The organism is Promicromonospora iranensis, assembly GCF_028994805.1.
Lineage (GTDB): Bacteria > Actinomycetota > Actinomycetes > Actinomycetales > Cellulomonadaceae > Promicromonospora > Promicromonospora iranensis.
Window position 1 is genome coordinate 498,080 of the sequence record NZ_JAJQQP010000001.1, and the last position, 23,819, is coordinate 521,898.

At 68.6% G+C, this 23,819-nt stretch carries 19 protein-coding genes and 1 pseudogene; 5 read left to right on the forward strand and 15 right to left on the reverse strand.

Going from position 1 to position 23,819, the window contains the following annotated elements; all coding sequences use genetic code 11:
- Positions 1-2: 2 nt before the first annotated feature.
- From LUM46_RS02155 to LUM46_RS02170, 4 genes are all read right to left on the reverse strand, one after another.
- Positions 3-1,694, reverse strand: coding sequence for a carbon starvation CstA family protein (locus LUM46_RS02155; RefSeq protein ID WP_274991979.1), 1,692 nt, complete (start codon positions 1,692-1,694; stop codon positions 3-5).
- Between the two features lie 103 nt (positions 1,695-1,797).
- Positions 1,798-2,514, reverse strand: coding sequence for a response regulator (locus LUM46_RS02160; protein ID WP_274991980.1), 717 nt, complete (start codon positions 2,512-2,514; stop codon positions 1,798-1,800).
- Entirely contained in the window at positions 2,511-4,067 is a 1,557-nt protein-coding gene (locus LUM46_RS02165) for a sensor histidine kinase (RefSeq protein ID WP_274991981.1), read from the reverse strand. Before LUM46_RS02165 ends, LUM46_RS02160 begins: the two co-directional genes overlap by 4 nt.
- A gap of 74 nt (positions 4,068-4,141) precedes the next feature.
- Positions 4,142-5,317, reverse strand: a complete 1,176-nt coding sequence (locus tag LUM46_RS02170; RefSeq protein WP_274991983.1) for a hypothetical protein — start codon at positions 5,315-5,317, stop codon at positions 4,142-4,144.
- 252 nt (positions 5,318-5,569) lie between these two features.
- Here LUM46_RS02170 and LUM46_RS02175 point away from each other — a divergent pair, with 252 nt between their 5' ends.
- A complete protein-coding gene (locus LUM46_RS02175; protein WP_274991984.1) occupies positions 5,570-6,385 on the forward strand; it encodes a hydrolase in 816 nt (271 codons plus the stop codon).
- Between the two features lie 52 nt (positions 6,386-6,437).
- Complete coding sequence (locus LUM46_RS02180) at positions 6,438-7,256, forward strand: CPBP family glutamic-type intramembrane protease (RefSeq protein ID WP_274991986.1); 819 nt, start codon at positions 6,438-6,440, stop codon at positions 7,254-7,256.
- A 29-nt stretch (positions 7,257-7,285) separates the two neighbouring features.
- Here LUM46_RS02180 and LUM46_RS02185 read toward each other — a convergent pair whose 3' ends face one another.
- From LUM46_RS02185 to LUM46_RS02195, 3 genes are all read right to left on the reverse strand, one after another.
- Positions 7,286-8,170, reverse strand: a complete 885-nt coding sequence (locus tag LUM46_RS02185; RefSeq protein ID WP_274991988.1) for a potassium channel family protein — start codon at positions 8,168-8,170, stop codon at positions 7,286-7,288.
- 148 nt (positions 8,171-8,318) lie between these two features.
- The gene (locus tag LUM46_RS02190; RefSeq protein WP_274991989.1) at positions 8,319-9,086 is read right to left on the reverse strand and encodes a DUF305 domain-containing protein; all 768 of its coding nucleotides are present in this window, start codon (positions 9,084-9,086) and stop codon (positions 8,319-8,321) included.
- 244 nt (positions 9,087-9,330) lie between these two features.
- The gene (locus LUM46_RS02195) at positions 9,331-10,584 is read right to left on the reverse strand and encodes an LVIVD repeat-containing protein (protein WP_274991990.1); all 1,254 of its coding nucleotides are present in this window, start codon (positions 10,582-10,584) and stop codon (positions 9,331-9,333) included.
- 370 nt (positions 10,585-10,954) lie between these two features.
- On the opposite strand from LUM46_RS02195, the gene LUM46_RS02200 reads away from it, so the two are divergent.
- Entirely contained in the window at positions 10,955-11,665 is a 711-nt protein-coding gene (locus LUM46_RS02200) for a DUF305 domain-containing protein (RefSeq protein ID WP_274992073.1), read from the forward strand.
- A 104-nt stretch (positions 11,666-11,769) separates the two neighbouring features.
- On the opposite strand, the gene LUM46_RS02205 is transcribed toward LUM46_RS02200, so the two are convergent.
- The 8 genes and pseudogenes from LUM46_RS02205 to LUM46_RS02235 all read right to left on the reverse strand — a co-directional run bounded on the left by LUM46_RS02205 (position 11,770) and on the right by LUM46_RS02235 (position 21,753).
- Complete coding sequence (locus LUM46_RS02205; protein ID WP_274991991.1) at positions 11,770-13,821, reverse strand: YhgE/Pip domain-containing protein; 2,052 nt, start codon at positions 13,819-13,821, stop codon at positions 11,770-11,772.
- Positions 13,822-13,887: 66 nt separating this feature from the next.
- Positions 13,888-14,073 (reverse strand): annotated as a pseudogene (locus LUM46_RS26670) (hypothetical protein); the annotation flags it as partial.
- Positions 14,074-14,512: 439 nt separating this feature from the next.
- Positions 14,513-14,962 carry a 50S ribosomal protein L9 gene (rplI, locus tag LUM46_RS02210; RefSeq protein WP_274991992.1) on the reverse strand — a complete coding sequence of 150 codons (450 nt, stop codon included), beginning with the start codon at positions 14,960-14,962 and terminating at the stop codon, positions 14,513-14,515.
- A gap of 17 nt (positions 14,963-14,979) precedes the next feature.
- Positions 14,980-15,216, reverse strand: a complete 237-nt coding sequence (rpsR, locus tag LUM46_RS02215) for a 30S ribosomal protein S18 (protein ID WP_116673133.1) — start codon at positions 15,214-15,216, stop codon at positions 14,980-14,982.
- Positions 15,217-15,295: 79 nt separating this feature from the next.
- The gene (locus LUM46_RS02220) at positions 15,296-15,844 is read right to left on the reverse strand and encodes a single-stranded DNA-binding protein (RefSeq protein WP_274991993.1); all 549 of its coding nucleotides are present in this window, start codon (positions 15,842-15,844) and stop codon (positions 15,296-15,298) included.
- Between the two features lie 110 nt (positions 15,845-15,954).
- On the reverse strand, positions 15,955-16,245 hold the full coding sequence (gene rpsF / locus LUM46_RS02225) for a 30S ribosomal protein S6 (protein WP_207775488.1): 291 nt from the start codon (positions 16,243-16,245) through the stop codon (positions 15,955-15,957).
- A 153-nt stretch (positions 16,246-16,398) separates the two neighbouring features.
- The gene (locus LUM46_RS02230; protein WP_274991994.1) at positions 16,399-18,966 is read right to left on the reverse strand and encodes a transglycosylase domain-containing protein; all 2,568 of its coding nucleotides are present in this window, start codon (positions 18,964-18,966) and stop codon (positions 16,399-16,401) included.
- A 231-nt stretch (positions 18,967-19,197) separates the two neighbouring features.
- Positions 19,198-21,753: a transglycosylase domain-containing protein gene (locus LUM46_RS02235; protein ID WP_274991995.1), complete on the reverse strand. Its 2,556-nt coding sequence runs from the start codon at positions 21,751-21,753 to the stop codon at positions 19,198-19,200.
- Positions 21,754-22,082: 329 nt separating this feature from the next.
- Between LUM46_RS02235 and LUM46_RS02240 the strand changes: the two genes are divergently transcribed.
- Positions 22,083-22,730: a PadR family transcriptional regulator gene (locus LUM46_RS02240; protein ID WP_274991996.1), complete on the forward strand. Its 648-nt coding sequence runs from the start codon at positions 22,083-22,085 to the stop codon at positions 22,728-22,730.
- Positions 22,727-23,818 carry an inositol-3-phosphate synthase gene (locus tag LUM46_RS02245; RefSeq protein WP_274991997.1) on the forward strand — a complete coding sequence of 364 codons (1,092 nt, stop codon included), beginning with the start codon at positions 22,727-22,729 and terminating at the stop codon, positions 23,816-23,818. Before LUM46_RS02240 ends, LUM46_RS02245 begins: the two co-directional genes overlap by 4 nt.
- The last annotated feature ends 1 nt before the right edge of the window (position 23,819 follow it).

A 23,819-nucleotide genomic window follows, 5' to 3' on the forward strand; every position in this document is an offset into this window, starting at 1 on the left:
GGTCAGCCCTCGACCCGGGCGACCGGATCGTCGGCGTCCTCGTCCACACCGCCGCGGGCCTTGCCCATGGCGATGAACGCCTCCAGCGCCACCCAGAGGGAGGCGATGAGGATGATGACGTCGAGGACCAGCAGCAGCCAGTTCTGTTCGGCGTAGAACGTCCCGAGCTGGATGATCAGGGCGTAGATCGACATCACCATGACCACGGCGAGCGGGATCATGACCGGCAGCGGGTTGATCCGCTTGCGCAGGAGGATGACCGCGATCACCGACAACGTCAGCGACGCCAGCAGCTGGTTGGTCGTGCCGAACAGCGGCCAGATCAGCATGCCGCCCTCACCGTCGGCGCCGAGGCTGAACACCAGGCCGACGGCGATGACGAGCGCGATGATCGTGCCGACGGCGCCGCCGATCCGGACCTTGGCCAGCTCGCCGGCCTCCTGGACCACGAAGCGCAGCAGGCGCATGCCGGTGTCCATGGTGGTCGCCGCGAACAGCACGGCCATCGTGGCCAGGATCGTGGCCGACAGGCCCAGCGGGATGCCGAGACCGGCGTTGAGGATGTTGCCGCCGCCCTCGACGAACGCGGCGACGCCGCCCTCGTTGAACGCGGTGTAGACGGCCTCCCAGTCGGCGAGGGTCCGATAGCCGGCGGTGGCGGCGATGATCGCGCCGAGGGCCAGCAGCCCTTCGCCGACCGCACCGAAGTAGCCGACGAACCGTGCGTCGGTCTCCTTGTCGAGCTGCTTCGCCGACGTGCCGGACGACACCATGCCGTGGAAGCCCGAGATGGCGCCGCAGGCGATCGTCACGAACAGCAGCGGGACCAGCGGCGGCGTACCCTCCGGGACGTTGTGGTTGATCGCCGGGGCCACGATCGCCGGCGCCGACAGCAGCACCGAGCCGAACAGGATGCCCAGGCCGATGAAGAGCTGGACGCCGTTGATGTAGTCACGCGGCTGCAGCAGCACCCACACCGGCAGCAGGGACGCGATACCCGCGTAGACGAACAGCGCGACGATCCAGAACGTCGCCGGCGTCATGCCGAGGATCGGGTCCGGCAGCACGATCGGGTTCGCGTTGCCGACGATGATCAGGGTGTACAGCGCCACCACCCCGATGATCGTGGTGAGCAGCAGGTTGATCTTCCAGCGGTAGATCATCTGGCCGATCACCAGGGCCACGAGGATGGCGCCCCAGACGGGGATGACCGCCGACGGCGTGTTGATCAGCAGGTTCTTGATGACCACCGCGAAGGCTGCGACGACCATGAGCAGCAGCAGGAAGATCACGACGAGGAACAGGGCGCGCCCGCGGGGCCCGATGTACTTGCCGGAGAGCATGCCCATCGACTGGCCCTTGTGGCGCTGCGAGGCCCAGAGGGCACCCATGTCGTGCATGCCGGCGAAGAAGATGGTGCCGATGGTGACCCACAGGACCGCGGGCAGCCAGCCCCAGATCACGGCGACGGCGGGGCCCACGATGGGGGCGGCGCCGGCGACGGACGTGAAGTGGTGGCCCCAGAGCACGAACTTGTTGGTGGGGACGTAGTCCACACCGTCGTTCAGCTCGTGCGCGGGGGTCGTGAAGGCGGGGTCGAGCCGGTAGACCTTCTTCGCCAGGAATTTCGAGTACAGCAGGTATCCGGCGATCATCAGCGCGATACCGATGACGGCCAGGACGAGGGAGTTCACGGGGGGCCTCCAGAGTCGTCGTCGACGGGGGACTGGGTAACCCTACTGGTTTCGGGTATTCCTTTATACAGCGTTGACCCGGCGCCCCAGGCGGTCCCTCGTCTCAGACCAGGCCCACCCGGTGGGCGAGGACCACCGCCTGCACCCGATCCCGCAGGTGCAGCTTGGAGAGCACGTTCGAGACGTGGGTCTTCACCGTCGCCTCACCGAGGTACAGCGTCGAGGCGATCTCCGCGTTCGACAGCCCGGTCCCCACGAGCTCCAGCACCTGACGCTCGCGCGGGGTCAGGAGCGCGAGGCCGGCGGGTGCCACCGTCAGCTGCCTCACGACGGGGGCCTCGACAGGCTCGTCCGGCGAGCTCCGCTCCACCGACGAGCTCCGCTCGACCGGCGACTGTCGCTCGCCCGCGACCATCTGCTCGATGACCCGCCGCGTGATCTGCGGCGCGAGCAACGCGTGGCCGGCCGCGACCGTCCGCACCGCCTCGACCAGGTGTTCCGCGTCGGAGTTCTTCAGCAAGAACCCGGACGCCCCGGCTGCCAGCCCGTCGAACACGTACTCGTCGTGGTCGAACGTGGTCAGGACGAGCACCTTCGCGAGGTTCTCCGCGACGATCCGGCGCGTGGCCTCGATGCCGTCCATGACGGGCATCTGGACGTCCATGAGCACGATGTCGGGCCGCAGGGCGCGCGTCAGCTCGATCGCGGCGGCGCCGTCGCCGGCCTCGCCCACCACCTCGAAGTCGTCCTCCACCGAGAGGATGAGGGAGAAGCCCGAGCGCACCAGCGCCTGGTCGTCGACCAGCAGCACGCGCGTCATCGGGCCGCCTCCGACGGTGCGGCCGGTGCGGCCGAGGTCACCGGCTCGACCTGGGCCGCTGCCGCGGTGGCTGCGGCACCGGACGCCGCGACGGGATCGGGCGCGGGTGCGGGCAGCGGCAGCCGTACCCGGACCCGGTACCCGCCGGTCGCGCGCGGCCCGATCTCGACCGCGCCCTGGTGCGTCGCGACCCGCTCCCGGATGCCCAGCAGCCCCAGGCCCGAACCGGACGTCCCATGGCGCGGACGCCCGTCGTCGAGCACCTCCACCTCGGCGAAGCCGTGCTCGAACTGCGGCCCGTCCAGAGCCCCGGGGTTGCGCACCACGCGCAGCGTGACCGTCGCGGACCGGGCCGTCGAGTGCTTCCGCACGTTCGCCATCGCCTCCTGGGCGGTGCGGTAGAGGCTGAGTCCCATCGGGTCCGGCACGTCGGCCGCCGCGCCCGGCGGTTCCTCGACCTGGCGAAACGTGGTGTCCAGGCCGTCGTGGTCCGCGGCGGTCAGGGCGGGAAGGTCGGCGAGCCCTGGCTCAGGCGCCCGGGAGGCAGGGTTCGCCCCGGCCGGCCCGCCCGGGCCGCCGCCGTCGGGCACCGAGCGGAGCGTGCCGACAAGGTTCCGCATCTGGGCGACGCCCTCACGGGACTCGCGCTCGATGGTGACCAGGGCCTCGGCGGTGCGGGCCGGGTCGCGGTCCAGGACCCTGCGGGCTGCGGCCGCCTGGATACCGATCACGGACACGTGGTGCGCGACGACGTCGTGCAGCTCGCGGGCGATGCGCAGCCGCTCGGCCACGATCGCCTGGTCGGTGAGCGCCGCGCCCTGCCGCTCGATCGTCACCGTCTGGTCGGCGAGCTGCCGCCGTCGCCGGGCCGCGTTCCACTGCATCTGGCCCGCGACCACGGCACCGCCGAAGTACGCGATGTTCATGATGAACTGGTACGCGCTGCTGGCGAGGTACGGGTCGAGCAGACCCGGCCAGTCCGCAGGGGTGGGGTACTCCTGGAGGATCGTCTCGATACCCTGCTGGACCGCGAACATCCAGATCAGCCAGGTGAACATCACCAGCACGCAGATGCTGACGACCACGAGCATCGCGCGCCGGTCCCGCGCCCAGGCCACTGCGGTGAACAGCGCGACGAAGTACATCACCTGCATCGGCATGAGCACGGTGATCTCCGGGATGGTCAGTCCCAGCCCGAGGAAGAACCCGTACACGAGCACCAGCGACGCGAGCGGATAGCGGCGGCGCCACGCCAGCGGGACCGTACCGGCCACGCCGAGCAGGTAGACGAGCCACAGTGGTTCGCGCACCTCCTCGAAGATGCCCATGCTGCGCCCGAGCTCGACGGAGATCGCCGCGAGCACCGCGAACCCCGCGCCGAGCAGCAGGTCCCGCCGGTAGGCGTCGCGGCCTGCGGGCACCCGCTCCCAGTCGGAGTCGACGCCGAACCAGTCGAGCGCACGGCTGGCAGCACCCTCGGCGGAGCGAGGCGTTGCGACGGGCCGGCCGACGACGAGCTGCCGAGCGTCGGGCTGGGCGGGGGCAGTGACCATGCCCCCAGAGTAGGAACTCCGGGGGCATGGCCGCTTCCGCCTCGAGGCGGAGTCGATCACAGCGGTCCGGCGGTTCAGCAGATGTTGCGTGACCCGTTCCCGCTCAGGTACCAGTTGGTGTTCTCCCCGCACGGCGACTCCCGCACGGAGGTGTTGTCCACCCGGAGCGTGATGTTGATGTTGCGGTTGTTGGGGAACTCGCTCCGCGCGGCCAGACGCACCTCGCCGCCCCCGTTGACCGTGCCGCCACCGATCGTGATGTCCGAGCAGTTCTCGATGAGGATCGAGTTGTTGCCGTTGTTCGCGAGGTCGACGTTGTTGATCCGTGCACCTCGCGAGTTGGACACGCAGAACACGCCTCGGGCACCACCGCGTGAGCGCACGCGGTCCACGGTGATACCCGGGCCGTTCGTGTTGGCCATCCGGAACGTGGCGTAGCCGGTGCCGGTGCCCACGTTCTCGCCGTCGACCGTGCCGATGGTCGCGTTGCGGGTGTTGTTCAACAGGAGGCCCGCGTAGGCCACGTTGCGGGCGGTGACGGTGCCGATCCGCAATCCGTCCACGTTCCACGTCTCGACGCCGTGGTTGCCGGTGCCCGAGACGTAGACGTTGTCCATGCGCACGTCCGTGCTGCCGGGCAGGTCCCGCTCGAACCGGATGCCGAGGCCACCGCTCATCCGCAGGTTGATCTGGCCCAGGTGCAGGCCGTGCACGTCGGCGAAGCGCATGCCGAAGTACGGTGCTCCGGTCATGTTCAGGTTCGGTATGGAGACGTTGCGGACCCCGACGGCCTGGATCGCGCCCCGCCCGGAGACATTGCCGACGTCCATGGTGCCGCACACCTCGAACGCCGTGTTGCTCGGGAGGTCGATCGTGTTGTTGCCGATCCAGGCGCTGGCCATGACCGACACCTTCTCCTGGCTGGTACGTCCCGGGGTGAGCGCACCGATGCCCTCCCAGATCGCGGTGACGTAGTACTCGCCCTGGTAGACGGTCCGGCCCCGATAGGTGGTGGTGAACCCCGACGACTGGCTCCCGGTGACGAGGGCATCGGCGCCGTCACCGCAGGCCGCGGCCTGTGCGGCCGCCGCCGTCGTGCTGCGGGACGCCGCGCCGGCCACGGCGCTGTCGGACGCCGTACCGCTGGGCGCGGCCGCGACCCCCGGCGCAGCGAGCAGGGAGACGACTACGGACAGTGCTGCGACCCCTGCGGCCAGAAGCCGTGGACGGCGCTGTGACGTTGGTGCCATGGTCACTCCTTCTTGAGAACGACACTCCTACAACGTTGTAGGAGCGGTCATGAGCGTAGGGACCATGCCTGCCCCACGCCAGGCCCCGCGAGAATCTGAATCGATTCACATTCGGACACGCCCGTGCGCCACGCCGAGCGGGCCACCGAAAGTTTTCGCGTGCGCACGGGAATTGCTGGACACGACCGCCGCACGGGCGCATCGTGACGGAGCACCGGCCGACGACAGGAATTGACGAGGGGAAGCTGTCGCATGACGTTCTGGATCTGCCGCACGTGCGGCGTGGAGCATGAGTCCCGACCCGACGTGTGCGCGATCTGCGCCGACGAACGCCAGTGGGTACCCGCTGACGGGCAGCACTGGACGACGCTGGATGAGCTCGCCGCCGAGGGGCAGAGCATCGAGATCAAGGAGCTCGAGCCCGACCTGTTCGGCCTCACCACGGTGCCCGACGTCGGCATCGGGCCCACCGCGAAGATCGCCCGGACCGCAGCGGGGAACCTCATGTTCGACGTCCCGGGCTACCTCGACGACACCGCCGTCGCCGCCGTCCGCGAGCTCGGCGGCCTCGCGTACATCGTGGCGAGCCACCCGCACATGTACGGCGTGCAGGTCGAGTGGAGCCGCCGGCTCGGCGGGGTCCCCCTACTGGTCAGCGAGGCCGACGCCGACTGGCTCGCCCGGTCCGACGACGCCGTCGAGCTGTGGAAGGGCGACCGCGAGATCCTGCCCGGCATCACGCTGAGCCAGCCGGGCGGGCACTTCCCGGGCTCCTCGGTGGCCCACTGGTCCTCCGGCGCGGCGGGGAAGGGCGTGCTGCTGAGCGGCGACACCATCTTCGCCAACCCGGACCGGACGTCGGTGTCCTTCATGCGCAGCTACCCGAACCGGATCCCGCTCTCCGGGCCCGTGGTCCAGCGGGTGGCGCACCACGTGGGGCGCTTCGGGTTCGACCGGCTCTACAACAACTTCGACGGCGTCATCCCGACCGACGCCCGGGCGATCGTGCTGCGCTCCGCGGAACGGCACGCGGCGTGGACGAGGGGCGACTTCGACCACCTGACGTAGTGACAGCACGGCCCGGCACACGGAAGGTCCGGGATGTGGGAGCCTCGTCCACGTGACCTCCACTCTGCCGGCCTCGCTCGTCGGCCCAGCGCGTCTGACCGCCGCCTTTCTCGTGTCGGCATCGGCGATCCTGCTCTTCGCCATCCACATCCGGCCGATCGCGTACCTGCCGCTGGTGCTGGGCATAGCGCTCGGCCTGTGGGCCGACCGCGCGCTGGGCCGCGACCTGGCGCTGATCGGCGTGGGACTGGGCATCATCTCGATGATCTCGCTCGAGGCGGACCTGTCCGACGCCGGGATGCTGCGCTTCACGCTCGCGCTCGGCGGGTCGGTGATGGTGCCGTGGGCGCTGTCCCGGTTCGTGCTGAAGCAGGACACCATCCAGTTCCCCGTGCTGACCGGGCGCCGCTGGACGCGCGGGCAGTGGGTCTATCTGGCCGCCGTGGTGGCCCTGGGCTACGTGCTGCTGCCGTTCTACTTCCTGGGTTCCGGCGCGTACCTGAACTGGCCGGACCTGGAGGGGTCGCAGGACATCTGGCGGCTGTTCGTGGGGGTGAACGCCGTCGGCATCTGGGACGAGCTGTTCTTCATCTGCATCGTGTTCGCCCTGCTGTGCAAGCACTTCCCGATGTGGCAGGCGAACCTCCTGCAGTCGATGATCTTCGTGTCGTTCCTGTGGGAGCTCGGCTACCGCGAGTGGGGCCCGCTGCTCACGGTGCCGTTCGCGCTGGTCCAGGGCTGGATCTTCGCGAAGTTCAAGTCGCTCAGCTACGTCGTGGCGGTGCACCTGCTGTTCGACGCCGTCGTGTTCGCCGTCCTGGTGCACGGCCACCACCCGGAGCTCTTCGACATCTTCGTCACCGCGCCCTGAGTACCCGCCACCACCCGGCAAGGACTCGTTCACCCGGCGCTCTGGGCCCCGCCGTAGGCGAGCAGTACCTCCGCCGTCGTCCCACCGGTGTGCAGGTAGCCGGAGTCGAGCGCTTCCGCGAGGCCGTCCAACGCCGCATCGAGCATCCCGCCGGCGTGCCGGACGCCCGTCGAGCCGGCCTCCCGGGCGGCGGCGGAGAGCTCCAGCGCATACGGAGCCATCGCGGCGAGGGACATGCTCGGGCGCGGGTCGGCGAAGTAGTAGATGACCTCGTACTGCGTGAAGTCCACCCGAACCTGGTCGATGCCCGCTGCCAGGTCGCCCAGGAGCGGTGCCGCCGTACCCGGTTCCAGCTCGCCCAGGGTCTCCGCCGTCCGCGTCCGGCGGAGCCCGTCGACAAGGAGCGCCACCGCGCGGCGCCGTGCCAGAGCGGGATAGACCTCCAGGATCCAGGAGACACCTGCCGTGAGCAGGGCGAATCCGATCAGGCCCTCGACCGGCGCGGCCAGCCTCAACCATGTGGTGGTGGGCACCACGTCACCGAAGCCGAGCGTCGTCAGCGTGACGACCGAGACGTAGAACGCGTCGACGGCGTCGTTGCGCCGCGCCGGCTCGAGGTCGGTGCTGTAGGAGAACCCGGTCTCCAGGTGCGGCCAGTACACCAGCGCCCACCCGGTGACGACGAGCCCCACCCAGCTCACCGCCACGACCGCCATGGCCGCCGGCCCGCTCGTCCTGACCGCGCGGGCCCCGAGGCGGTGACAGACCCACCACACGAGGCTGGTCACCAGGACGCTGATGCGGCCGCGGCCGCTGGGGTTCAGCAGGGTGTGGAAGACGTCCCGCAGCGCGAGGAGCACGAGAAGGATTCCGGCGCCGGTCATCAGCCCGGTCACCACGCCGGTCAGGGCCACGCGAGCTCACACCGGTGGCCCCGGCCCAGCTCCGCCTGCACCGATGACCCGTCCATGGCGGTCCACGCTACGGAGCACCGTCGGTACTCGCATGCGCCGCTCCGGCCGTCCCTTCGCTCCATGCCACCGGTAACCGGCGGCCGAGGACTCAGGAGCCGTCGTTGGAGCCCGGGCCGCCGATGTCAGCGAGCACGTCCCGAACCTTCTCCACCTCGACGCGGATCGCGTCGGCCTCGGCCTGCGCCAGCGCCTTCGCCTCGGCGTCCTCGCCCTCGGTGATCTCCTCGTCGGCCGGCTGCAGCCCGCCGTAGTGGTGCTCGACGAGCGCCGCGAGCAGTGCGATGTCGAAGTCCCGCGCGTGGAGTGCGGCGATCCCGTTCACCTGCTCGTCGGTGAGCATGCCGTGGTTACCGCCCTCGTGCGAGTGCGCGGTGGCGCCCGACCGGGGACCGCTGCCGTCGTCGGGCAGCTCGGTGTCCAGACCGGCCTCGGCCAGCGCGAGCGCCTCGCGGCCCGCCGCCGGTACCGGGATTTCCCGCGCCTCGAGCCAGTCGGCGAGCTCCCGGACCCTGCCCGCGGAGGCCTCGCCCACCTCGACCGCCAGGGCGAGCACCTCGTCGTCGGTGGACCGGCCCGGAGCGAGCGCCGTCAGCTGGACCGCCTGGGCGTTGTGCTCGATCGCCACGGCGGCATAGGCGGCATCCGCGTCCGAGTACCCGGCGGCCTCCTGCTTGGCCGGGACCAGCACACCCAGCCAGAGCAGCAGGGCCAGCACGACGGCGAGCCCACCGGCGAGCACGGCCCCCATGAGCCGGAGGCGGCGCCGGAGGTCGTACCCGGGCGCCGTCGCCTCCTGCTCAGGCACGCTGCCCGACGGCGGGGTGCTCTCCTCGATCGTCGAGTCCTGGGGCGTCATGTCCGGGAGGCTTCCATACAAAACCCTGGGACGCCAGGGCCGCGCTCAGGACGACGCACCGTCCCCACACTCATCCGCGAGTTTCCTTGTGTCGGCGCGACGTCGCCGTCGACGATGGTCCGCCGAGCCGATGTCGCCGCCTCCCACCTGCGCGTCGATCACAGCGGGAGCGCGTAAGACGACGGCGCCTGGGTCACCGTCCATGTGGAAGGTGACCCAGGCGCCGTCGCGCCGCAGAGCCGGATCAGCGGCCGAACGGCTCCTGCATCTGCGGGTTGAGCGACTTCTGTCGCACGCGCTCCGCCGGCCCGTCGATCGAGTCGTCGATGTCGAACGTGTCGAACCCGATGCCGAGGTCGTTCGAGTAGGCGTACCCGTTGTAGTAGTACGTCGACCAGCTACCGCCGGTGCTCAGACCCTCGCCGCGGTCGAACCAGGCGACCTCGCGGGGGTTGGCCGAGTCGGTGAAGTCGAACACCGAGACGCCGCCCTGGTACCAGGCCTGAACCATGAGGTCCTTGCCCTTGACCGGGATCAGCGAGCCGTTGTGCGCCACACAGTTCTCAGCGGCCGTGTTGATCCGCGGGATCTTGTAGTACGACTTGAAGGCCAGCTCCGTCTTGCCGTGGCGCTTGCGCTCGATGTCGTAGATCCCGTTGGCGCCCAGCTCCGGCGCGTACTCGCCGGTGCAGGTCGCGAGACCGCCACCGCCGAGCTCGTCGGTGAAGACCACCTTGGTGGCGTCGTTGTTGAACGTGGCCGAGTGCCAGAACGCAAAGTTCTCCGTGTCCCGCACCTGGCTGATCACGCGGGGACGCTCACGGTCCTTGATATCCATCAGGATGCCGTCACCCATGCATGCGCCGGCGGCCAGGTCGTACTTGGCGTACGTGGTGATGTCGTGGCAGCCGCTCGTGGTGGAGGCGCGGCGACCAGGGTCACCCTCGTAGCCGCCGTCCGGGAACAGGTTCGGCGTGGCGACGAGCTTCGCCGACGTCGGCTTCTTCACCGGGATCTTCACGATCGAGATGATGTCGTGGGGCGGCTGGCAGTCCGGGAACGCCGAGCTCGGCGAGTACGACGACACGTACGCATAGACGTCGCGGCCGTTCTTGGACGGAGCCAGCGAGTGCGTGTGCGAGCCGCACGCGGTCTCGATCGACTTCACGTACTCCGGGGCGAGCGGGTTGGAGATGTCCCAGATCTTGATGCCCTCCCACGCCTCCTTCTTGGTGGCGTCCAGTGGCGTCGACTGGCACGAGTCGTCGCTGCGTGAGGAGTCCGTGGACAGGACCAGGATGTCCTTGTAGACGGAGATGTCGTTCTGTGCGCCCGGGCAGGACACCTGCACCACCTGCTCGGGGTTCTCCTTGTCCGACAGGTCGTAGACGGTGAAGCCGTCGTAGTTGCCGGCGAACGCGTACTTGCCCTGGAACGCGATGTCGGAGCCCGTACCCTTCAGCGCGCCGTTCTTGGGCTGGTTGCTGAGATGGGTCATGTTCGAGGACGCAACCTCGCCCGGCGGAACGTCCGGCTCCGCGACGGATGCCGCGACGGGCCCCGCGAGTGCCACGGCCGCCGCGGCGAAGAACGCCGTCAGGGCGACACCAGTGGCGCCCCGGGCGCGAGATCGAGTAAAGGTTGGACGACGCACTGGCGTCACACCTCCTAGGTCGGTTGAGGCAGTGTCACTCACAGCGACCTCTCAGGGCCAGGAGTTTCGCAATCTTTAACATGGTGGTCACAAATCACCACCTACTGGGGCCGATGGCGCATCCTGCGACTCACACAGGTCATGCCGTATTGGTAGATTCCGGCGAACCGATGACGAAGTCGTGACAGAGCGCGCGAGAGGACCACCCGTGGAGATGCTGACAGGTACCACACGACGATCATGCTTCCGGGCGCTCGTACTCGGCCTGGCCGTGGTCGCACCAGCCTTCGCGCTCTCCGCCTGCAGTCCCGGCGAAGAGCCCGAAGCCGTGTCGACGCCCAGCTCCGTCGTCCTACAGCCGGGAAGGCCTGGCGAGGACGCCGAGACGATCGCGCCCGAGGACTACGAGGGCCCGCCCGCCCAGGCGCCGTTCTCGAAGGCCGACGCCGACTTCCTGAGCGACATGATCCTGCACCACGGGCAGGCGATCGAGATGTCCGTCCTGGTACCCGAGCGGAGCGACTCCGAGCAGCTGAAGAAGTTCGCCAGCCGGATCGACGTGGTGCAGGACAGCGAGATCGACCTGATGTCCAGCTGGCTCGAGGAGAACGAGTACCCCGTGCCGCTGACCGCCGAGGGCGGCGACGGTTCCGGCCCGCGCGCCCCGGAGCACGAGCACGACGCCGAGGACATGCCGGGGATGCTGACGGACGCCGAGATGGCGTCTCTCGAGAAGGCGTCCGGAGCGGAGTTCGACCGGCTGTACCTCGAGGGCATGATCAAGCACCACGAGGGTGCGCTGACCATGTGCGAGGAGGTCGCGGGCTCGGGCAGCGAGGAGCGGGTGCTCGAGCTGGCCACCAACATCGCCGCCGACCAGATGGCGGAGATCGACCGGATGTCGAACATGCTGGCCGAGCTGTGAGCATCGCCTGACCGTCGTCGGACGTACGATCGCCGGGGCAGAGCGGTTGGCTCTGCCCCGGCGACGTGTGGCGACCTGTGGCGTTCAGCGCCGGCCGGTGCTGATCAGGCGCGACGCCGGTTCAGCAGGATGAGACCGGCGAGGGCCGCCAGGAGGCCAAGCACCGCGGCGAGGATGACGCCTATGCCCACGGCGCCCGCCGGCGATCCGTCCACCCGGGTGCGGAGTTCGCCCGTGCCGTCGGAGAGCTGTGACGTGCCGGAAGCCACCTCAGTGGTGCCGGTCGCCAGCTCCACCGATCCTTCAGCGAGCCGCTCAGTGCCGTCGGCGAGATCAGCGGCCCCGTTCGCCAGCGTCCGGGTGCCGTCGTCGAGAGCACCCGTGCCGTCGACGAGGGTGCGGGTGCCCAGCCGGGCGTCCTTGAGCCCGTCGCGCACCTTGACCGAACCATCGGCCAGCTGCTGCGACTTGCCGACCTTCGGCACGACGCGGTCGCGGACCTCGATGATCCCGTCGACCAGCTTTCCGGAGCCGCTGTGCAGCTGCCCGACGCCGGAGACGAGCGCCGGAGTCTGGGACGCCAGCTCAGCATTGCCGTCGGCCACCTGCGTTGCGCCGGAGAGCAGAGTGGGCAGGCCACCCTTCAGCTTCCCGGTCCCGGCCGCCAGGTCCGCACTGCCGTCCGCTACCCGTGTCGCGCCGGAAAGGAGTTCCGGCAGGCGACCCTTGAGCTTCCCAGTGCCGGCCGCCAGGTTTGCATTGCCGTCCGCCACACGCGATGCACCCGCGGCCAGCTCAGGCGTCTTCTGGGCCAGCTGCGCGCTGCCTCCTGCGACGAGCTCCGAGCCCGCCACGAGCGTCACGCTGCCCTCGTGAGCCGAACCGACACCACCCACGTACTGCTCCAGCCGCGGGGCGAGCTGTTCAAATCCTGCGTGCAGGTTCGCGCTGCCGTCCTTGATGCCCTGCGCGCCACCCGCCACACCGTTCGCACCGGCCGAGAGCTGCCCGATCGTGTGCGCGGCCCGGTCGACACCGGCGGACACGGCGGCCGTACCTTCGGCCAGCGTGGACGCACCGGTCGAAAGGTCGGACGCACCGGCGGAGAGGACACCGAGGGAGGTGTCGAGACGAGCGGCTCCATCCTGCACCTGCATAGCCCCGGTCCCGACATCCCCGGCACCAACAGCAAGATTGTCCGCCGATTCGGCGAACGCCCGGAGCTGCCCCTTGAGCGTCGGGTCTTCGGTAGCAGCGGCGAGTTCCTTCAGCTGAGCTGCAAGCGCCTGGTTGCCGCCCTGCACCTTCTGTGCACCCGCAGCGAGGCCACCAATACCGGCCACCAGGCTGGTCGCACCCTCTTTCGCCTCAGCGGCACCGCCCGACACGGCCGCCGCGCCGTCGGCGACCTGCTTGGCCCCGGTAGCTGCGGCACCAGCGCCGTCAGCGAGAACACCCGTGCCTGCGTTGAGCTGCTGCAACCCGCCCGCAACCTGGTCGGCTCCGGCGTCCAGAGATGCGGCACCAGCGGCGATGTTGCCCGCGCCCGTCTGGAGCGAAGAGATCCCACCCAGGATGGCGCTGTTGTTCGCGGCCAGCAGCGACAGCCCGCTGTTCAGCGTCCGGCTGCCGACGAAGACCTGCGAGGAGCCGTTGGCGAGTTGAGTGACGGCTGCGTCAGTCTGGTCAGCTCCTGCCGCAAGTTCCTGAGATCCCGAGGCGAGCTTCTGCGCACCCGCTTCCAGCGGAGTCACACCATCGCTGACCTTGGCCACACCGGCCCGCAGCTTACCTGACCCGGACGCCAGCTTCTGCGCACCCGCATCGAGCGGAGTTACTCCGCTGCTGACCTTGACCACACCTGCCTGCACCAGCGCCGAGCCGCCTGCCAGCCGCCCAGCGCCGTCGGCCAGTGCGGGCGCCTTGATACTCAGTGTTCCGAGACCGTCGTTCAGCTTCGTGGATCCAGCGGTGAGCAGCAGCGACGCATCGGCGAGATCAGCGACGTCCTGCGCTGTCTCGGCGGTGCCGTCGGCGATCTTCTTTGATCCGTCGTGCAGCTTGATCACGCCTTCCCGGAGTTCGCCGGCGCCAGTGTCGAGCTGTCCAGCGCCTTCCGCAAGTGCCTCGACACCAGGCACGACCTTGCCCTGCACGCCGGAGTTGAGCTCTGTCGCGCCCGAGCTGAGTTCTCCGACGCCGGAGACCAGGTCGGACTGGACGCCGTCGTTCAGCTGCCCCGCACCGTCGGCCAGCCGGTCCGCGCCGGACGCCACCTCACCCTGGAACAGAAGCATGAAGGCCGTGGCCAAGATCGCACCGACCAGCAGCAAGGCCAGGCCCACCGCTATCAGGATCGTTGGTGCTGGACCTGGTTGTGCTGCTCGGGATGCGTGCAACTGCGTCATCGGTTCGCCTCTCGCTCCGCGGGCGTCGCTGCCCCGCGAAAAAGTTGTCCAACCGGCGCCACTGTCCGCCGGGCCCGCCGCCGTTGGCGAGCACGAAGCCCGTCGTCTCGGGCGTCTGCGCTGAAGGTACCGGCGGCAGGTGCCCTGCGGAACGCTTCTATTGATCACAACTCAGTAAAGCCACGAAGATCACCCGCACTGAGGCCGCCTCCAATAGTCAGCCGTCGGCCCAGGCGAGCGTCGACCACCTCGGCCGAGAACCGGTGGTCGACGGCGACGGGTGCCAGCCCGATAGGCACCGCATCCGCCCCAGCGCGGCCGGCCGGATCTGCTCGAAGCCGACCTTGGCCGGTAGCCGTGCTCCGGACAGCAGAAGGCCCCGGCTCCCCACAGGGGAACCGGGGCCTTCTCGCGATCAGGCGATCGACCGAGCGCTAGCTCAGTCGGCGACGACCTTCACGCCGATCTTGGCCGACACCTCAGGGTGCAGGCGGATCGACACGGTGTAGTCGCCGGTCGTCTTGATGGACTGACCGATCTCGATCTTGCGCTTGTCGACCGACGGGCCACCGGCAGCGGCAACCGCACCGGCGATGTCCGCCGTGGTCACCGCACCGAACAGACGGCCACCGGGGCCGGCGTTCGCCGCGACGACGACAGGCTTCGCGGACAGGGAGTCGGCCAGGGCCTTCGCCTCGTCGAGCGATGCGATCTCGCGGCTCTTGCGAGCCTTGCGGATCGCGTTGATGTCGGACTCGGCGCCCTTGGTCCAGGGCGTCGCCAGCGAACGCGGGATGAGGAAGTTACGGGCGTACCCGTCCTTCACCTCAACCACGTCGCCGGGCTCACCCAGGCCGGTCACCTCGTGGGTCAGGATCAGCTTTGCCATTGTTCTCGATCCCTTCCTCAGCGAGCCGTGGACGTGTACGGCAGCAGGGCCATCTCGCGGGCGTTCTTCACGGCCTTCGCGATCTGGCGCTGCTCCTGCACGGAGACACCGGTGACGCGACGCGCACGGATCTTTCCACGGTCGGAGATGAACTTGCGCAGCAGCGCCGTGTCCTTGTAGTCGATGTTGTGGATCTTCGCCGACTTGAGCGGGTTGATCTTCTTCTTGGGCTTGCGCACCACAGGCTTTGCCATGGTGTTGCTCCTTTGTCAGGTGCTGCTCACCAGGCCTGGCGGGCCGTGCGAGCAAAAAAGATGAACTGGGAGGTGCCGATCAGAACGGCGGGTCGTCCGAGAACGAACCGCCAGACGACGCCGGGCCTGCCGTGGCCCACGGGTCGTCATTGCTCTGACCGCCACCGGAAGAACTGAATCCTCCACCGGAGCCGCCGCCCTGCTGGCCGCCCCCGTTGAAGCCACCACCGCCGCCACCACCGAAGCCGCCGCCACCACCGGACCGCTGGGCCCGGGTGACCTTGGCCGTGGCGTAGCGCAGGGACGGACCGATCTCGTCCACCTGCAGCTCGACGACGGTGCGCTTCTCGCCCTCACGGGTCTCGTAGGAGCGCTGGACCAGGCGACCCTGCGCGATGACGCGCGTGCCCTTGGTCAGCGACTCCGCGACGTTCTCCGCGGCCTCGCGCCAGATCGAGCAGCGCATGAACAGGGTTTCCCCGTCCTTCCACTCGTTGCTCTGGCGGTCGAAGGTACGCGGGGTCGACGCCACCGTGAAGTTGGCGACCGCAGCACCTGAAGGGGTGAAGCGCAGTTCCGGGTCCCCGGTCAGGTTCCCGATCACTGTGATGACAGTTTCACCAGCCATGCCAATTCCTCGATTCAGTCGACGTTCCGTACGCGGCATCTAGTCCGTGGTGAATGCAACCACGAGCCACCGACACTCGCGCGGGCGTAGGAGGGTTCAGTTCGGACGACTCACTTGTCGCCGGTGCGCAGGATCTTGGTACGGAGCACGACCTCGTTGAGGCCGAGCTGACGGTCCAGCTCCTTGGCGGTGGCAGACGTCGCGGTGAAGTCGACCACGGCGTAGATGCCCTCGGACTTCTTCTGAATCTCGAAGGCCAGACGGCGGCGCCCCCAGATGTCCACCTTGTCGACGGAGCCACCCTCGGTCGTGATGACCGACAGGTACTTGTCGAGCGACGGGGCAACGGTGCGCTCCTCGACCTCCGGGTCCAGGATCACCATCATTTCGTACTGACGCATGTGTATACCCACCTCCTCTGGTCTCAGCGGTCACGGTCGTTCCGTGACAGGAGGGTTCACAGCAAGGGCCAAGCCTACCCGCCATGTGGACAACGACGGAATCGAACGGCCGAGAGCCCTCTCACAGGCAAGCTCCGCCCGTGGCGGCGGTCGCTATGGGTTGCCGCCCCCGTTGCCGTTCCCGTTCCCGTTGCCGTTCCCGTCCGTCGGTTCATCGGTCGGGAGACCGACGTCGCCCGGACCGGACGAGACGATCACCTGCACCGGGCTACCGGAAGGCACCTCGGCGCCCTCGTCTGGATTGACGTCCATGACCACGCCCTGGCCGACCTCCTGGGACGGCTGGTACTGGATGTCGGGCTGAAGACCGGCACGCTGAATCTGGTTCCTGGCGTTGTTCTCGTCACCGCCGACCAGACCACCGGGCACCTGGACCGTGTCTTCGTCCGGGCCCGTCGAGACCTCGACCCGGATGTCCGAGCCGCGCTTGACCTCCTGGTTCTCGTGCTGCACTCCCGCCACGAGCCCGGGGGCCTGATCGCTCTCGACCTCCACCATCCTGGGGCGCAGGCCGAGCTCGGCCAGCACCCGTGCGACGCCGTCGTACCGCTGCCCGACGAGCCCGAACGGGACCAGCACCTTGTCCTCCGGGGTCGCCGACGGCGACGGCGACGTCGACGGAGACGGAGAGGGTGACGGCGACGGGAGCGGCGGCTCGTAGGTCGGGAAGTCCACGACCTCCATGCCCTCGGTCACCTGCTTCATGTACTCGGTCCACGCCCAGACGGGCCACGTTCCACCGGTCAGGCTGCCGCCCGCCCACTCACCGAACGGAGTGATCGGAGCCTGACCGCCCTCGGGTGTCTCCTGATACAGGCCGACGACAGTCGAGAGCTGGGGGATGTAACCGGCGAACCACGCAGCCATGTTCCTGTTGGTGGAACCTGTCTTTCCCGCCACCGGCCACGGGGTGCCGTCGGGAGCGAGGAGCTCCTGCGCCGGCGCACCCGAGCCCTCCTCCACGACCTTCTGCATCGCGTAGGTGGCCTTGGCCATCGCATCAGGATCGATGGCGCCCTGGACCGGCGCGTCGGACCACTCGTGGATGGTCAGCTCGCCGTCCTTGACGGAGGTCACGATGTGCGTCTTGCTCCGCGTGCCCTGTGCCGCGAAGGTCGCGTAGGCACCGGCAAGGTCGACGGCGCGCACCGGCTCGGTGCCGAGCACGTTCGAGAGCTCGGCGTTCGTGGACTCCGGAGGAATCCCCGCGCGGATCGCGACATCCTGCGACTTCTCCGGCGTGATCTCCACGTTGAGCTGCGCGTAGACCGTGTTCACGGAGTTCGCGGTGGCGTCGATCAGGTCGATGTCCCCGAACGACTCACCGCCCGAGCCCGCAGCACCGAAGTTGGTGAGCTCCTTCTCCTGCTCGACGCCGTTGACCATCTCGGTCCAGCCAGGGATCTGCATCGGGCTGTTGCCCGTGTAGTACTCGTTGAGCTCGTGCCCCTGCTCGAGTGCGCCGACCAGGGTGAACGGCTTGAACGTGGAGCCGGGCTGCGCCTTGCCGTCGGTGGCGGCGTTGAACGGCCGCTCCTCGTAGTTCTTGCCGCCGTAGAGCGCACGGATGGCGCCGTCCTTGGGGTCGACGGACACGATGGACACACCGAGTCTCTTCGACGCGGCGCCCTCACCCTTGTACGGGATGGTGTTCGCGGTCTCGACCGCTGCCCTCTGCCACTTCGGGTTGATGGTCGTCTTGATCCGATACCCGTTGGTCATGAGCTGCTCCTCGCTGATGCCGAATCCAGCGAGCTCCTTACGGACCTCCTCGAGCAGATACCCCACCTGGCCTGCACGGGACACCGGCTTGTACTCGATGGGCTCCGGGAACGTGGCGGCGGCACGCTCCTCCTCGGTGATGTGCCCCAGCTCGGCCATGTTGCGCAGGACGCGGGCCCACTTCTCCTCGGCGACGGCTCGCGACTCCTCACCGAAGCGCGGGTCCCAGTACGACGGCGACGGGATGATCCCCACCAGCATCGCGGTCTCCGAGACCGTCAGCTTGGTCGCCGGCTTGTTGAAGTACGCCTTCGCGGCGGCCTCGAACCCGTAGGCGCCTCGGCCGAGGTAGATCCTGTTGACGTAGCCCTCGAGGATCTCGTCCTTCGTCTTGTCCCGATCCACCTTGACGGCCACGATGACCTCGCGGAACTTGTCCGCGTAGGACGTCTGGCCCGGCTCGAAATAGGTGTTCTCGACGTACTGCTGGGTCAGGGTGGAAGCGCCCTGCCGAGTGCCACCGGTCACGTTGCTGACCAGGGCGCGGACCATACCTACGGGGTCGACCCCGAAGTGGTCCCTGAAGTTCTGGTCCTCGGACGCCAGCACGGCCTCACCCACGTACGGGGGCAGCTCGTCGAGACTCCGGATCGTGCGGTCCACCGCGGCGAACTTACCCATCACCTTGTCGTTCGCGTAGTAGACGGTCGTGGTCTCCGAGCCGATCTCCGGGCGCTCCTGAGGGACCGCCCAGCCGATCCAGCCAGCTGTGAACAGTCCGACGACCAGCGACATTCCGGTCAGGATCGTGCCGACGACCACCCGCCACGACGGCACCCAAGCGCGGAGGCCCGTGCGGTGCGGCCGCGGGTAGTTCCAGATTCCCCGTCGGCGCCGGGGCGTCTGCGGCCAGATCGGAGAAGGACTCCAGTTCGCCACGTCTTCCTCGTTCCTCGTATCAGCCCAGTGATCGCACTGAACCCCGAAACGATAGAGGATCGATGTTCACGGGAAGTAGCACAAACGCGGTTTCTGTGTGGACGCCCCGTGTTCAAACGGCCGTTTCGGCCGCTTTCACCCGGACCGACGACGGGCTCGGCCAGAACTGGACCGAGCCCGTCGTCCCGCTGCTCAGGAGCCTGCGCCCGCGAGGGCCTCCCTGGGGCAGGCCTACCTGAAGATCCCGTTCCCGTCGTCCGACGGATCGTCGGACGGTTCGCCGCCGCCGCCCTCGGGCCCGGTGGAGACGACGAGCGTCACCTCGCTGCCCACCGGCACCTCCGACCCCTCGCCCGGGTCGACCGCGACCACCTTGCCCTCCGGCACGGTGTCGGACGGCTGCTCCTGCACGACCGGCGACAGGTCAGCGGCCTGGAGCTGCCCCTCGGCATAGCCGCGATCCTGGTTCGTCAGGCCCCAGGGCACGGTGGTCGTCTCGTCCTCCTCGACCTGGGAACCGTTCGAGACCTCGACGCGGATGGTCTCCCCGGGTTCGACCTCCTGGCCCTCACGATCGACCGCGAGCACTGTGCCGGCCGCCTGGTCGCTGTCCACGGGCACCTGCTGCGACACGAGCCCGGCACCGGCGATCGCCGACGCGGCGACGGGGTACTGCTGGCCGACCAGCCCCGTCGGCACCATCACCTTCTCTTCTTCCGTTTCCTCCGACGGGCTGATGGACGGCGACGGCGACTGTGTCGGCTCCGGCGGTGCGGGCGGGGTGTACTGCGGGAACTCCTCGATCTCCATGCCCTCGGTCGCCTTGGCCATGTAGTCGGTCCAGGCCATCACCGGCCAGCTACCACCGGTGATCTGCTCGTAACCGCCGAACGGCTTGATCTGTTCGTACCTGTTCGCCTTGATGTCGTACTCGTAGAGCCCGACCACCGTCGTGAGCTGCGGCACGAAACCGGCGAACCACGCCGACATGTTGTCGTTGGAGGATCCCGTCTTACCGGCGACCGGACGCTGGGTACCGTCCGGGCCGAGTAGATCCTGCGCCGGCGCACCCGAACCGTCCTCGACCACCTTGGTCATGGCGTAGGTCGCGGCGGCCATGACCTCCTCGTCGAACATCTGCTGTCGCGTCGTCGACCCCTCGTGGATGAGGTCCTCGCCGTTCATCACCTTGGTCACCAGGTGCGGGGTCGTGCGATAGCCCTGGGCGGCGATGGTCGAGTAGGCGTGCGCGAGGTCGACGTTGGTCACGTACGCGGTGCCCAGCACGTTGGCGAGGTTGCCCCCGATGCTGCAGCAGTCGTTGGTGTCCGGGTCGTCGTCGGCCTTCGGGATGCCGAGGTCGTAACCGACCTGCGCCGTCGTCTCCGGCCCGATCTCCTTGTTGAGCTGGCCGTACACGACGTTCACCGAGTCGGCGGTCGCGGCTGCCAGGTCGAGGCTGCTCCACGACTGGTTCTCGAAGTTGTACAGCGGGACGTCGGGGCCGTCCGGATCCTGCTTCCAGCCCTCGATCACCGTGCCGTCGACGGCGGTGTACCGCTTGGTGAGCGGGATGTCTTGCTCCAACGCCCCGATCAGCGTGAACGGCTTGAAGGTCGACGCGCCCTGCGCCCGGAAGGTCGCTGCGTTGGTCGGGTTGGTCGAGTAGTTCGGGCCGCCGTACATCGCCTTGATCTCGCCCGTCTGCGGGTCGATCGAGGTCAGCGAGGCCCGGACGTCGTCGTTCGCGTCCTCCGGCAGCTTCATCGTCTCGTAGGCGGCAGCCTGCATCTTGCGGTCGATCGACGTGTGGATCTCGAAGCCGCTCGTCGCCAGCCGGTCCTCGGAGATGCCCGCACCCTCGGGACGCGGCTTGGCGAGCTCCTTGGCCACCTGCTCCATCAGGTAGGCGGTCTTGTTGTCACCGGATCCCTGCTTGTACTCGACCAGCTCGGGATACTCCGCGGCGGCACGATCCTGCTCGGTGATGTAGCCCTGCTCCACCATCAGGTTCAGGGTGCGCTCCCAGCGAGCCTTCGCCTGCGCCTCGGCATCCTCCCCCTGGCGCGGGTCCCAGTACGTGGGGTTGGGGATGATCCCCGCGAGGAAGGCTGACTCGGAGATGGTCATCTCCTTGGCCGGGTGCCCGAAGTACGCCTGCGAGGCCGCCTCGACACCGTACGCGCCGCGTCCGAGGTAGATGGTGTTGACGTACCCCTCGAGCACCTGGTCCTTGGACTGCTGCTGCGTCACCTTGAGGGCGATGATCGCTTCCCTGAGCTTCGTCGCATACGTCGCGTACTCCACACCGACGTAGTAGTTCTCGACGTACTGCTGGGTCAGGGTCGAGGCACCCTGGCGGTCGCCGCCGGTCACGTTGTTCAGCGTGGCGCGAACGATGCCCAACGGGTTGATGCCCATGTGGGAGCGGAAGGACTGGTCCTCCGACGAGATGATCGCGTTCGTCACCTGCGGCGGAAGCTCGTCGAGCGGCACGATGGTCCGGTCCTGCGCCGCGAACTTTCCGATCGGCTTGCCGTCGGAGTAGTACACGGTGGTGGCCTCGTCGCGGACGGTGTTCAGCTCGCCCGGCACGCCGACGTTCACCCAGGCGGCGATGAGCACGCCGGCCACGAGCGACGTACCGGTCAGCAGCGCGCCCACGACGAACCGCCACGACGGGACCCAGGCACGGATCCCGGTGCGGTACGGACGGGGGTAGTTCCAGATTCCCTGGCGCCGTCGGGGAGTTTGCGGCCAGATCGGAGGGGGACTCCAGTTCGACACGTCAGCCTCTTCCTCGGTTCGACTTGCGCCCGCCATGTGCGATCGACGCACATGCAACTGCGGACAACCCGAAACCATAGGGGATCTCCAGCAGGCGCTAGTAGCCCCAACCTGTTACAAGACCCCGCTCCGGGGCATCTCCCCCAGGGTCAGCCCAGTCCGTCTGCCTCTGCTTCACATTTCATCCACCAACCGGCCGACGCCGGTCCCCGCGGAGCGGCGGATTGCGCACCGCCGACCACGTGCTTATTCTCTCGATGTATCGACTCGATACATCGTGCATTACTGATTCGCCCGGGCAACCGGGACCGTCCGGGAAGGAGGCCACCGTGCGCAGCCGGTCCGACGTGCTGGAGACCGCCGTCCTCGGCCTGCTCAACGAGTCCCCGCTGCACGGTTACGAGCTCCGCAAGCGCCTCAACCTCGTGCTCGGCTCGTTCCGTGCCTTCTCGTACGGCACGCTCTACCCGGCCCTCAAGGCCCTGGTCGCGCGCGGACTGATCGTGACGACGGAGAGCGACCCGCCGCCGCCCCCGCCCCGCAAGACCAAGCCGGGGATCCCCGGCCGGACCACCAAGCCCAAGCCCCTCGGCCGACGTCGCGTCGTCTACGAGCTGACCGCCGAGGGCAAGGAGCACCTCCAGACCGTTCTGGCCACCGCCGGCCCCGCGGCCTGGGAGGACGACAACTTCGACGTCCGGTTCGCGCTCTTCGCGCAGACGGACGCCGAGACCCGCCTCCGCGTTCTCGAAGGCCGGCGCACCCGGCTGACCGAGCGCTTGGAGGCGTTCCGGGAGTCCGCGACGCACCCGCGTTCGCGGCTCGACGAATACGCGCTCGAGCTCCAGCGGTTCGGGCTCGAGAAGGTCGAGCGCGAAGTGCTCTGGCTCGACAGCCTCATCTCCACGGAACGGGGACGCGCCGCGGTGCAGCCCCGCCCATCGCAGCAAGATCAAACGAAGAAGGAGCGAGGATGACCTCCATCCGCGTGGGCATCGTCGGCGTAGGAAACTGCGCCTCGTCCCTGGTCCAGGGCGTGCACTACTACCGTGACGCCGACCCGGCAGGCACCGTGCCGGGCCTCATGCACGTGCAGTTCGGCGACTACCACGTGTCGGACCTCGAGTTCGTCGCGGCGTTCGACGTCGACGCGAAGAAGGTCGGCTTCGACCTGGCCGAGGCCATCTCCGCGTCCGAGAACAACACGATCAAGATCGCGGACGTGCCGCCCACGGGCGTCATCGTCCAGCGCGGGCCGACCCTCGACGGTCTGGGCGACTTCTACCGCGACACGATCGACGAGTCGGCAAAGGACGCCGTCGACGTCGTGGCGGCCCTGCGCGAGGCCGAGGTCGACGTGCTCGTCTGCTACCTGCCGGTGGGCTCCGAGGAGGCCGCCAAGTTCTACGCGCAGTGCGCCATCGACGCCGGTGTCGCCTTCGTCAACGCCCTCCCCGTGTTCATCGCGTCCGACCCCGAGTGGGCCAAGAAGTTCGAGGACGCGGGCGTGCCGATCGTCGGCGACGACATCAAGTCGCAGGTCGGCGCCACCATCACGCATCGCGTGCTGGCCAAGCTGTTCGAGGACCGCGGTGTCTTCCTGGACCGCACGTACCAGCTGAACGTCGGCGGCAACATGGACTTCAAGAACATGCTGCAGCGCGACCGCCTGGAGTCGAAGAAGGTCTCCAAGACGCAGGCCGTGACGTCCAACCTGACGGGCGCACTGGCCGGCAAGAAGGACGACCGCAACGTCCACATCGGCCCGTCGGACTACGTGGCGTGGCTCGACGACCGCAAGTGGGCGTACGTGCGCCTCGAGGGCCGCGCGTTCGGCGAGGTCCCGCTCAGCCTGGAGTACAAGCTCGAGGTGTGGGACTCCCCCAACTCGGCCGGCATCATCATCGACGCCGTCCGGGCCGCGAAGATCGCCAAGGACCGCGGGGTCGGCGGCCCTCTCCACTCGGCCGCGACCTACTTCATGAAGTCCCCGCCCGTGCAGATGGAGGACACCGCCGGGCGCGAGCGGCTGGAGGCCTTCATCCGCGGCGACATCGAGCGCTGAC

Excerpts from the sequence above, each read along its gene's own strand:
- LUM46_RS02160 (WP_274991980.1), bottom strand. The coding sequence starts at position 2,514 with ATGACGCGCGTGCTGCTGGTCGACGACCAGGCGCTGGTGCGCTCGGGC.
- LUM46_RS02245 (WP_274991997.1), top strand. The coding sequence starts at position 22,727 with ATGACCTCCATCCGCGTGGGCATCGTCGGCGTAGGAAACTGCGCCTCG.
- LUM46_RS02195 (WP_274991990.1), bottom strand. The coding sequence starts at position 10,584 with ATGACCCATCTCAGCAACCAGCCCAAGAACGGCGCGCTGAAGGGTACG.
- LUM46_RS02190 (WP_274991989.1), bottom strand. The coding sequence starts at position 9,086 with ATGACGCCCCAGGACTCGACGATCGAGGAGAGCACCCCGCCGTCGGGC.
- rpsF (WP_207775488.1), bottom strand. The coding sequence starts at position 16,245 with ATGCGTCAGTACGAAATGATGGTGATCCTGGACCCGGAGGTCGAGGAG.
- LUM46_RS02170 (WP_274991983.1), bottom strand. The coding sequence starts at position 5,317 with ATGGCACCAACGTCACAGCGCCGTCCACGGCTTCTGGCCGCAGGGGTC.
- LUM46_RS02175 (WP_274991984.1), top strand. The coding sequence starts at position 5,570 with ATGACGTTCTGGATCTGCCGCACGTGCGGCGTGGAGCATGAGTCCCGA.
- LUM46_RS02165 (WP_274991981.1), bottom strand. The coding sequence starts at position 4,067 with ATGGTCACTGCCCCCGCCCAGCCCGACGCTCGGCAGCTCGTCGTCGGC.
- LUM46_RS02220 (WP_274991993.1), bottom strand. The coding sequence starts at position 15,844 with ATGGCTGGTGAAACTGTCATCACAGTGATCGGGAACCTGACCGGGGAC.
- rpsR (WP_116673133.1), bottom strand. The coding sequence starts at position 15,216 with ATGGCAAAGCCTGTGGTGCGCAAGCCCAAGAAGAAGATCAACCCGCTC.
- rplI (WP_274991992.1), bottom strand. The coding sequence starts at position 14,962 with ATGGCAAAGCTGATCCTGACCCACGAGGTGACCGGCCTGGGTGAGCCC.
- LUM46_RS02200 (WP_274992073.1), top strand. The coding sequence starts at position 10,955 with ATGCTGACAGGTACCACACGACGATCATGCTTCCGGGCGCTCGTACTC.